Origin of the sequence: Kitasatospora sp. NPDC097643, assembly GCF_040302625.1 — a bacterium.
Lineage (GTDB): Bacteria > Actinomycetota > Actinomycetes > Streptomycetales > Streptomycetaceae > Kitasatospora.
The window spans coordinates 1-8,967 of record NZ_JBEOSA010000129.1 but is presented as its reverse complement, the minus strand read 5'-3'; the positions used below and the strand labels follow the sequence as shown (position 1 = coordinate 8,967).

The 8,967-nt window shown below is 68.0% G+C and carries 10 protein-coding genes; 6 read left to right on the top strand and 4 right to left on the bottom strand.

Annotated elements, in window-relative coordinates; translation table 11 throughout:
- Nucleotides 1–42: 42 nt before the first annotated feature.
- Both ABTY15_RS39140 and ABTY15_RS39135 read right to left on the bottom strand, forming a co-directional pair.
- Nucleotides 43–207, bottom strand: coding sequence for a hypothetical protein (locus tag ABTY15_RS39140; protein ID WP_350607304.1), 165 nt, complete (start codon nucleotides 205–207; stop codon nucleotides 43–45).
- Complete coding sequence (locus ABTY15_RS39135) at nucleotides 197–652, bottom strand: ATP-binding protein (RefSeq protein ID WP_350607302.1); 456 nt, start codon at nucleotides 650–652, stop codon at nucleotides 197–199. Before ABTY15_RS39135 ends, ABTY15_RS39140 begins: the two co-directional genes overlap by 11 nt.
- 131 nt (nucleotides 653–783) lie before the next feature.
- Between ABTY15_RS39135 and ABTY15_RS39130 the strand changes: the two genes are divergently transcribed.
- From ABTY15_RS39130 to ABTY15_RS39105, 6 genes are all read left to right on the top strand, one after another.
- Complete coding sequence (locus tag ABTY15_RS39130) at nucleotides 784–1,656, top strand: helix-turn-helix domain-containing protein (protein ID WP_350607300.1); 873 nt, start codon at nucleotides 784–786, stop codon at nucleotides 1,654–1,656.
- Nucleotides 1,657–1,658: 2 nt separating this feature from the next.
- A complete protein-coding gene (locus ABTY15_RS39125; RefSeq protein ID WP_350607297.1) occupies nucleotides 1,659–1,892 on the top strand; it encodes a DUF397 domain-containing protein in 234 nt (77 codons plus the stop codon).
- 75 nt (nucleotides 1,893–1,967) lie between these two features.
- Nucleotides 1,968–2,933, top strand: a complete 966-nt coding sequence (locus ABTY15_RS39120) for a DUF4331 family protein (protein ID WP_350607295.1) — start codon at nucleotides 1,968–1,970, stop codon at nucleotides 2,931–2,933.
- 112 nt (nucleotides 2,934–3,045) lie between these two features.
- Complete coding sequence (locus ABTY15_RS39115) at nucleotides 3,046–3,282, top strand: helix-turn-helix domain-containing protein (RefSeq protein WP_350607292.1); 237 nt, start codon at nucleotides 3,046–3,048, stop codon at nucleotides 3,280–3,282.
- 153 nt (nucleotides 3,283–3,435) lie between these two features.
- Nucleotides 3,436–4,665: a hypothetical protein gene (locus tag ABTY15_RS39110; RefSeq protein WP_350607290.1), complete on the top strand. Its 1,230-nt coding sequence runs from the start codon at nucleotides 3,436–3,438 to the stop codon at nucleotides 4,663–4,665.
- Nucleotides 4,649–5,419, top strand: a complete 771-nt coding sequence (locus ABTY15_RS39105) for a hypothetical protein (protein ID WP_350607307.1) — start codon at nucleotides 4,649–4,651, stop codon at nucleotides 5,417–5,419. Before ABTY15_RS39110 ends, ABTY15_RS39105 begins: the two co-directional genes overlap by 17 nt.
- Nucleotides 5,420–5,505: 86 nt before the next feature.
- Here ABTY15_RS39105 and ABTY15_RS39100 read toward each other — a convergent pair whose 3' ends face one another.
- Both ABTY15_RS39100 and ABTY15_RS39095 read right to left on the bottom strand, forming a co-directional pair.
- On the bottom strand, nucleotides 5,506–5,835 hold the full coding sequence (locus ABTY15_RS39100; protein WP_350607287.1) for a hypothetical protein: 330 nt from the start codon (nucleotides 5,833–5,835) through the stop codon (nucleotides 5,506–5,508).
- Nucleotides 5,836–5,854: 19 nt separating this feature from the next.
- The coding region (locus ABTY15_RS39095) for a polymorphic toxin-type HINT domain-containing protein (protein WP_350607285.1) at nucleotides 5,855–8,967 on the bottom strand (3,113 nt) is incomplete at its 5' end.

The window sequence follows — 8,967 nt, the reverse complement described above, 5'->3', positions numbered from 1 at the left end:
GGGCGCGGGAAGTCGGCGGGTCCGACTTCCCGCGCCGAGTGGTTACGGGGTGCGGGTGGCGGTGGGCGTTGGGGTCGAAGGGCGCGGGTGGTGGTGGGTGGTGAGGGGGTAGGCCCAGGCGAGCAGGGCGAGGAGGAGGGTGAAGGGGAGGAGCGTGCAGACGGTCGCGGCGGTGCCGGTGGTGGGGGCGGGGGTTTCAGGAGGCATCGGCGGCGAGATCGAGTTCGGCCCAGACGGTCTTGGCGTTGGGGTGGCGGGGGATGGTGCCCCAGCGGTCGGCGAGGGCGTTGATGAGCGTGAGGCCGCGCCCGGACTGGGAGTTGGGGGCGAGCGCGGTCGGGAGGGCGGGCAGCCGGTCACCCCGGCAGTCGGAGATCTCGATCCGGAGCGTGGTGCCCCGGCGCGCGGCGGTGGTGAGACAGAGGTGCAGCTCGAACCCGCGCCCCGGAACGCGTCCGTGCGTGATCGCGTTCGCGGCGAGCTCCGCGACGATCAGGAGCGCGGAGTAGTAGGGCTCGGTGTGGGCGGAATTCAGCCCCCAGACGGTGAGTTGGCGTCTGGCGATGCGTCGGCAGATGGCTGCGCCCTTGGGGGTGGCGGCGAGGACGGTGGTGTGGCGACGGGGGTTGTCGAGGGGGATTTCGGTCGTCATGGGAGAAAGCGTGATGGCGCGGACGTACGCTGACCACGGATCTGGCGGGCACGGAGAGTGTGTGTACGGATGCGCAGGGTTGGCTTGTCGGGTCGGCCCGGATCAATCGGTCGAAAGGGTGGGTGATTGTCGTGACGGGCGTTGAGCGCACGGTCTTCGACGACGGCGAGGCGGCGGAGAACTCTGACGGGATCGCGGAGTTCTACTGTGCGGTGGGGAAGCTGATCAAGCTTTTCCGGGAGCGCGCGGGGATGACGCAGCGTGAGCTGGCGGAGCGGCTGGGATATAGCGAGGACCAGATGGGAATGGTTGAGCGCGGAAAGCGGACGCCGAGAGTCGAGATCCTGACGGCAGCGGACGAACTCCTGGGCGCAGGTGGTGTGTTGAAGATCGTTGCCGACGACGTGATGAAGGCGAAGATTCGGGTCAGTGCGCGGCATCCGGCGTTCTCCAAGGCCTTCACCTACGAGGAGTCGAAGGCAGTGGAGATCCACGACTACAGCACGCTCGACATTCCCGGCCTGCTCCAGACCGAGGCCCATGCGCGCGCCCTCTACGAGATGCGTAGGCCCTGGCTCGCTGTTCAGCAGATCGACAAGTGGGTCGCAGCCCGGTTGGCGCGACAGGAGATCTTGACGCGGTGGCCACTGCCGCTGATGAGCTGGGTGATCGACGAGAGCGTCCTTCGGCGACCACTCGGTGGCTGGGGCGTTCACCGAGAGCAGCTTCGGCACCTCCTCAAGGTGGCGGAGATCCGAGGTCTGGAGATCCAGGTCATGCCCCTCGGGAGCGCGGAGAATGCCGGGATGGGTGGGCCGTTCACGTTGCTGACCCCGTCGGGCCGCCCGCAGATCGCGTATGTAGAGGTGCAGCACGTCAACAGGCTGATCACGGACCCGGAGGAAGTCCGTAGGATGGCCGCACGGTACAGCACCCTCAGGGGGCAGGCGCTCAACATGAGGGAGTCCTTGGCCTTGATCGAGATGATCCTGGGAGAGCGTTGAGCATGTCCGAGCTGGCGTGGTTCAAGAGCAGCTACAGCGGCAACGAGGGCGCGAATTGCGTCGAGGTCGCCTGGCGCAAGAGCAGCTACAGCACCAACGAGGGCGCCCAGTGCGTCGAGGTCGCCGAGACGACCGCCGCCGTCCTCGTCCGGGACTCCAAGGACAAGTCCGGCCCCCACCTCACCTTCGAGCCCGACGCCTGGGAGGCCTTCCTCTCCTTCGCCGTCTCGCTCTGATCCAATAGGCGGACAACCCGCCCCTGTACGGGTGTCGTCGGGGCCGTGTCGGGTGCGGACTGCTACCAAAATCCTATGTCCCACCACCTCAGCGGCCCCAACCTCCGCTCGCCCCGGGGCGATGCCCGGCTCGACCTGACCGACGTGTTCGCCTTCCCGGCCTCCGGCGCGCCCGGGCGGACCGTTCTGATCATGAACGTGAACCCCTTCGCCCCCACCCAGGCGAACGCCTTCCACCCCGACGCCGTCTACCGCCTCAACATCGACAACGACGGTGACGACCGCGCCGACGTCGCGTACTCCTTCACCTTCTCCGACCCCGCCGCCGGCGCCCAGACCGTCACCGTCCACCGGGCCACCGGCGCGGCCGCGCAGAAGCACGAGGCCACCGGGGACGTCCTCTTCTCTGCTGTCCCGGTCGCCTTCGGTGACCTGCCGGACGTCGTCGAGGCCGGCGGCCACAAGCTCTCGGTGGGCCTGCGCAGCGACCCGTTCTTCGCCGACCTCGAAGGGATCGTCAACAACTTCACCTGGACCGGCAAGGACGCGATGGCCGAGACCAACGTCTTCGGCATCGCCCTCGAAGTCCCGGACGCCGAGCTCGGCTCCGACCCGACCATCGGCGTCTGGGCCCGCGTCAGCCTCCAGGAGAACGGCCAGCTCACCTCCGTCGACCGGGGCGCCCACCCCTCCCTGACCGCCTACTTCAACGCCGAAGAGGTCAAGGACGCCTACAACGCCGCCGAGCCGGCCGACGACTGGGACACCTACAGCGCCGCCTGGACGGCCGTCCTCCAGCACGCCGGGGACTACACCACCGAGGCCGCCACCGAGACCCTCAGGCTCGTTCTTCCCGACATCCTCCGCTACGACCGCTCCCGCCCCGCCGGCTACCCCAACGGCCGCACGCTCGTCGACGACGTGACCTCGGCCCGCCTCACCATGGTCTCCGGCGGCAAGATCACCAGCGACCACATCCCCCCGCACACCGACCTCCTCCCCGTCTTCCCCCACCTCGGCCACCCTCACCCCGTCAAGTAGTTGAACGATAAAGCGGCGGTCAAGAATCCTTGACCGCCGCTTCGCACATCCATGCACTGACGCCATGTCAGACTGTGCGCCGCCCAACCGAGTCGACGAAGAGAGCGCACAGGTGACCCAACCGCGAAGACCCCTGATCGAGGACTTCCCCGCCCACCCCGACGGCGACCCCGGCGACGCCCTCGCCCGCGCCGTCCGCGAACGCCGCACCACCCTCGGCCTCTCCGTCGCCGACCTCGCCAAGCGCGCCGCCCTCACCGAGGCCCAGATCCACACCATCGAAGCCGGCCACGCCACCCCCACCCTCCCCCTCCTCACCACCCTCTCCGAGGCCCTCCGTTCGGCGTGAGCCGGGTTGTGCATCCCCGAACAGCGGACAACGAACGGCGAAAACGAACGGCGGGGCGTCCCAAGACGCCCCGCCGCCGCGCTGTTCGGCCGCCGCAGGCGCCCGGCGACATACCCGTTGCCCGCTGTCCAGCCCCGTGAGAGCATCCGTTCGGTGTACTCAACAGAGCTGACAGAAGCCCGTGTCGAGGATGCGAGCAACATCCTGGTTGCGCCTTCTTCCTTGCAGGACGATGCCTTGGTCAGGGACTTCTTCGGGTCCACGATCACGCCGGAGGAGCTCGCTTCCGGTTCTCCCGACCTCGCGCAGAAGACCGTCTACCTGTGTGGCGACCTCTCCGGGATCAGCGGTCGTCAGCTGCGCGCGGCTGACCGGGTGTTCGTCATCCGTGAGCTGTCGCACGGCTACCGCGAGGACGTCGACGAACCCTGGACCCTGGTCGACCTCGGCCGGGTTCCGATCCGCGTCCACGGCGTCGGGGTGTACTACCGCCGCTTCTTCGGGCTCGGCGACGATCACTTCGGACGGATCCGGGCGGAGCACGAGTTCCAGTCCCTGACGGAGTCCACCAAGCCCGGATCGGCTCATCGCAGCGGAATCTATCTGACGCCCGTCACGCGGGACGGGGACGAACTGCACTTCCGCCTGCTCCGGTGCTCCACGAACCTCTCGGGGCCGACCGAGAGCTTCCGCCCGACCGACGCGAGCATCGTCGAGGCGCTGAACCGGGAGGCCGCCGTCGTCTTCCGCGGCCAGGCGCCGCTCAACCACGTCCTCGCTCAGATCTACCACAACACCGTTGCCACGGTGGAGCGCAAGCAGTCCAAGGCCAAGATCTCGTCCCATGCCGACAAGACCAAGGACATGCCCGTCAACGGCATCATGGCCTTCTGCACCTTCTACGACCGGCTCGACGAACTGCAGCCCCTGGCCGAAGACGCCTTCGACTACGGCGTGAAGGGTGTCAGCGGGCTGACCAAACTCCAGTTCCGCCTCAAGGAGGGGGCCGAAGCACCCGACGGGGTCGCGCTCCCCGCGCAGTTCAGCCTGACTCTCTACCCCGGCTCCGTGTTCTTCATGCCGCTGTCCACCAACCGCCTCTACACGCACGAAATCCGGCCGTCGGCCTTGGGTGCCGAGTTGCTCCCGACCCGCCTGGGATACGTGGTCCGCTGTTCGAACGCCGAAGCCGTCCACAAGGACGGCCACACCTTCCTCAAAATGGCCGGTGATCTGGTGAAGCTGGAGCCGCCCACACCGGCCGGCATGGACGACCTGCGCCGGCTGTACGCGGAGGAGAACAGGAGCTCGTCCTTCATCGATTACGGGGACGAATTCCTCTTCAGCATGAACACGGGGGACTATGATGCGCCCCGGTTCTAGGATCTCGGAGGAGATCCTCTCGTGCGCTCTGCCGGCCGAGGAGAACCTCTTCGCGGAGCTGTCCGCGTCGGTCCGTTGGGAAGAGTTGGGAAAAGGCCGTCGAGGCGCGGTGCTCACCAAGGTCGACGAATCGGGTGGTGTGCCCATCGTCCGCACGACCACGCGATACGGCAGCCCGGCGCAGCGTTTCCGGGCGGTGCACGAGCGGCTGGCGCAGCAGATCCAGGAACGTGCGGCGCTTTCGCTCGGCTTCAACAACGCCCTCATCGAGAGCTACACGAACGCCTACACCACCATGGGCGGCCATTCCGACCAGGCCCTCGACCTGGCCGACGGCTCGTTCATCGCCGTCTACTCCTGCTACCGGCATCCCGACGCCGGCCCGCCGAGGAAGCTGATCTTCGAATCGAAGGAGTCCGACAGCGAGAAGTTCGAGATCCCCCTCGCCCACCACGGCATCGTCGCGTTCTCCGTCGACTCCAATCGGCGACTCAGGCACAAGATCGTCCTGGACGCGCCCGCCCGCTCGGCGGACCACCAATGGCTGGGCGTCACCTTCCGGACCTCGAAAACCTCCGTCCGGTTCCACGACGGACACGCCCACCTCCCGCACGGTGCGCGCCTCATGCCGGCCGACGACGAGCAGAGGAGCGAGTTCTATGCCCTGCGGCGCCGCGAGAACAAGGAAACGGACTTCAGCTACCCCCCGCTGACGTACACCATCAGCGAGAGCGATCTGATGCCGCCCGTCTGACCGTGCGGTCCTTCGCGCATTCCCGAGCGGGGAAAACGAACGGCGGGGCGTCCGAAGACGCCCCGCCGCCATGTTGTTCAGCCGCCTCAGTCTCCGGCGAGGTAGACGTAGGTGCCGGGTGCTTCACTGCACTTGCTCAGCAGTGTTTCCAGGAGCACCAACTGTGAGTTGTTCCTCCAGTCCGGAATTCCCTGGACCTCCGCACGCGCGGTCGCGCACTGCCCGGAGTCCAGGACCGTGTCCCCGTACGGGTCGGCACTGCGGAGAACGGGGAACTCCTCGCGGGGAAGACTGGTGATGGTGTCAACCAGCACGTCGTCCACGTCCCCGAAGGCTTCGATGAGCGAACCCCTCTGCAGGATTTCCCAGATTTTCGGATCAGGGCGTTTGGAATACCAGTAAACGTCCAGTCCCATGGTGGCCTCCAGATAGCCGTCAATACGGGTAGGCAGTTACTACCTTGCCATGGCGCACCACCACCTTGATGCGTGTCTTCCGTACCCCGTTGTTATTGTGCCCGACCGTCTTGTTCTTGAAGTCGTAGATGTGGATGTGGCCGGGCGTGCCGTCGGTGTTCGGCTGGGCCTCGGACTTCTTGATGGCCGTTTTGATCATTCGCTTGATCGTCCGCGGATTGGTCGAGGCGAACTTCGACTTCCAGGGCTGGTTGAGACGGAGCACATGCCGCGGGAAGATGTGGGTGATGTAGGTCCAGTGGGACAGGGTGGCGTTCGAGCAGTTGTGCACCACGACGTCGGTACCGGCGTCGTTCACCGTGTAGGTGTGCTGGTTGCCGACGTTCAGGTTGACGACCAGCTGCCCGTCCAGGTCGCCGAGGTCGTCGACCGCGGTGACCACCGGGGTGGTGCCGTCGGGGGACCGCAGGCGGTCTCCCGGCTGGACCTCCAGGGCCTTGACCCAGCCACGGCCCTCCACCCAGATCGGGTGGCCGTCGGTGGCCCGCAGCGGGTCGGCCGCGCCGTCCGCGCTGGTGCGGATCTCGACGATGTGCCGGGTGCCGTAACCGGTGATCACGTCCAGCACGGGTTCGGCGGAGGTGACGCCGGTCTTCGGGTCCGTGGCCGCGACGTAGTCGCCCACCTGCACCGCACCGATCGGCAGGTAGCTGCCGTCGGCCATGAGCACGGGCGTGTCGGGGGTGAAGGAGTTCCCGATCGGGCAGGCCACGGCCTCCGTGCGTCGGAAGACGGTCCGGGCGACCGAAGCGACCTTCCCGACCTTGGCCGCGACCCTGGTCGAGGTGGCGACCGCCTCGACGGCCTTGACCACCGGGCCGGCGCCCACGGTCTGGGCGACCGCGGTGATGGCCATCTCGGCGGCCTTCCCCCAGTTGCCCGTCGCCGCGTAGGACACCGCCGAGACGGTGGCCGCGACGGCACCGATCGGGCCGGGGATGTAGGAGGCCACCTCGGCGACCTTGGCGACGACCTCCACCGTCTTCTTCAGCCACTTGGGCATGCCCCAGTTGCCGTCGAGGTCGGTGCAGTTGACCGGGTCGCCGGTGCAGTAGTCGTACGGGCCGGCGTTGCCGCCGGGCACCGGGTCGACCTGGAGGAAGCGGCCCAGGGCCGGGCTGTAGAGGCGGGCACCCATCAGGATGTCGCCGTCCTGGGCCTCGGCGGAGCGCTCCTTGCCGCCCAGCCAGCCGTACCGCACGGCGGCCTGGCCGTCCTGCGGGATGCCGAACTCGTCGAAGTCGAGCACGACCGGCTTGGTCAGCGCGGTGTCCGTGGTGACGACCACCGAGCCGAACAGGTTGGTCAGCTGGAGCTGGACGTCACCGGTCTTGCTGGTGGTGGCGACCAGGCTGGCGTCCGGACCCGTGATGTTGCGGGTCAGGTTGCCCTGCGTGGTGTCCTCGACGGTCCAGCGGACCTGGTCCGAGTCGTCGCCGTAGTGGTTCAGCTTCGACGAGGAGTTGGCCCACGTGCCGTCGGCCTGCTTCTTGCTGGTGGTGAACGCGGTCAGGCGGTGGGCGGCGTCAACGGCCCACTCCTGCTTGGTGTCCCCCTTCTCCTGGGCGGCGACCTTGTCGTTGGCCCAGTAGGTGTTGGTCGCACCGCTGGCGGTCTTCACCGTGCGCCCGAAGGCGTCGTAGACGTAGCCCGCGTCGGTGAGCCGGTCGGCGCTGTCGTAGGTGTGGTTCTCCGCCGTGGCCCCGGCCGTGCTGCACTCGCCGGCCGCCCCGCGCGGGGAGGTCTGCTTGGACAGGCGGTTGGAGTGGGCGTCGAAGGCGTACTGGCGGGTGACGCAGCCGGTGGCGACCGTGGTCTGCTCGGCCTTCACCAGCCGGCCGAGCCGGTCGTACTGGTAGGAGCGGGTGGCGGTGGAGCTGGTGTCCTTGGCGACCTGGCCCTGGGTGGAGATGTCGGTGGTCTGGGCCCAGACCACGGTGTTGTCGGAACTGCGGGTGTAGGTGCGGCTGGTGGCCTCACCGACCGCGTTGTAGGTGTCCTTGCGGACGATGCCGCCGGGGTAGGTCTGCTCGACGAGCTGGCCGTCCGGGCTGTACTTGGCGGTGAACTCGCCGGCCACGCTGTCGTTGACCGAGGTGACCAGCCCGCGCGGCTCCTTCGCGCGGTCGTAGGTGTAGGCGGTGGACCCGGTCGGGTCGCTCACCTTCACCGGCTTGCCGAACTTGTCGAACTCCGTGGTGGTGGTGCCGCCGTCGGCGTCCGTGTAGGAGATCAGCCGACCCAGCTGGTCCATCACGCGGGTCAGCGACTTGCCGCCGGCGGTGGTCTTCACCGCATCGCCGGTGGCCGGGTCGTACTCGACGGTGACCTTGGGCAGCGGCTGGCCCTCGTCCGAGGTGATCTCGGTCGAGACGATCCGGTCCAGCTCGTTGTAGACGGTGACGGTCTTGCGGGACTTGCCGGCGTTGGTCTCGGTGACCTCCTCCGGCTCGTTGAACGCCGAGTAGCGGGTGATCCGCTTGACCGGCAGGGTGGTCGGCATCCGGGTGGCGTCGCCCCCCGTGATGTCGCCGCCCGGCAGGGTGGCACACGGAAGGCCCGCCCACTCCGGCCGGTTGGCGCACGCGGCGTCGTCCGGGTTGGCACCGGCGGTGTAGAACACGGACTTGACCGTGCCCGCGTCGGCGCCGTTGGAGCCCGGCTTGCGGGATTCGACCGCCCGGCCGGAGGAGTCGAACTTGACGTAGGCGGTCAGCTTGGCGCCGAGCGCGTCGGTGGTGACCGAGGTCGCCTTCTTCAGCGTCCAGCCGGAGGTGCCGCCGATCGGGGTGTCGAATCCGTGCTTGGTGACGCGGAGTTCGACGTCGTCGGCGTAGCCGTCGATGCGGGCGCCGTCGGTGGCGGTGGTGACCAGGTGGTAGGCCTGGCCGTCGGGCTTCCCTTCGTCGTAGGTGTTGGTGTTGTGGTCCCGCGCGACCACGGACGTGCCGGCCGGGAGGGTCGGGTTGACCGTGGCCTTGGTCAGGGTGACGGTGTCGATGCCGGTGTGGAACCGCTCGCCGCCGCTGGCCGTGTTGGTGTCGGTGAGGGTGACCTTCAGCTCGTGGTCAC

Coding starts and splice junctions, on each gene's coding strand:
- ABTY15_RS39140 (WP_350607304.1), bottom strand. CDS start 207: ATGCCTCCTGAAACCCCCGCCCCCACCACCGGCACCGCCGCGACCGTC.
- ABTY15_RS39135 (WP_350607302.1), bottom strand. CDS start 652: ATGACGACCGAAATCCCCCTCGACAACCCCCGTCGCCACACCACCGTC.
- ABTY15_RS39125 (WP_350607297.1), top strand. CDS start 1,659: ATGTCCGAGCTGGCGTGGTTCAAGAGCAGCTACAGCGGCAACGAGGGC.
- ABTY15_RS39120 (WP_350607295.1), top strand. CDS start 1,968: ATGTCCCACCACCTCAGCGGCCCCAACCTCCGCTCGCCCCGGGGCGAT.
- ABTY15_RS39105 (WP_350607307.1), top strand. CDS start 4,649: ATGCGCCCCGGTTCTAGGATCTCGGAGGAGATCCTCTCGTGCGCTCTG.
- ABTY15_RS39100 (WP_350607287.1), bottom strand. CDS start 5,835: ATGGGACTGGACGTTTACTGGTATTCCAAACGCCCTGATCCGAAAATC.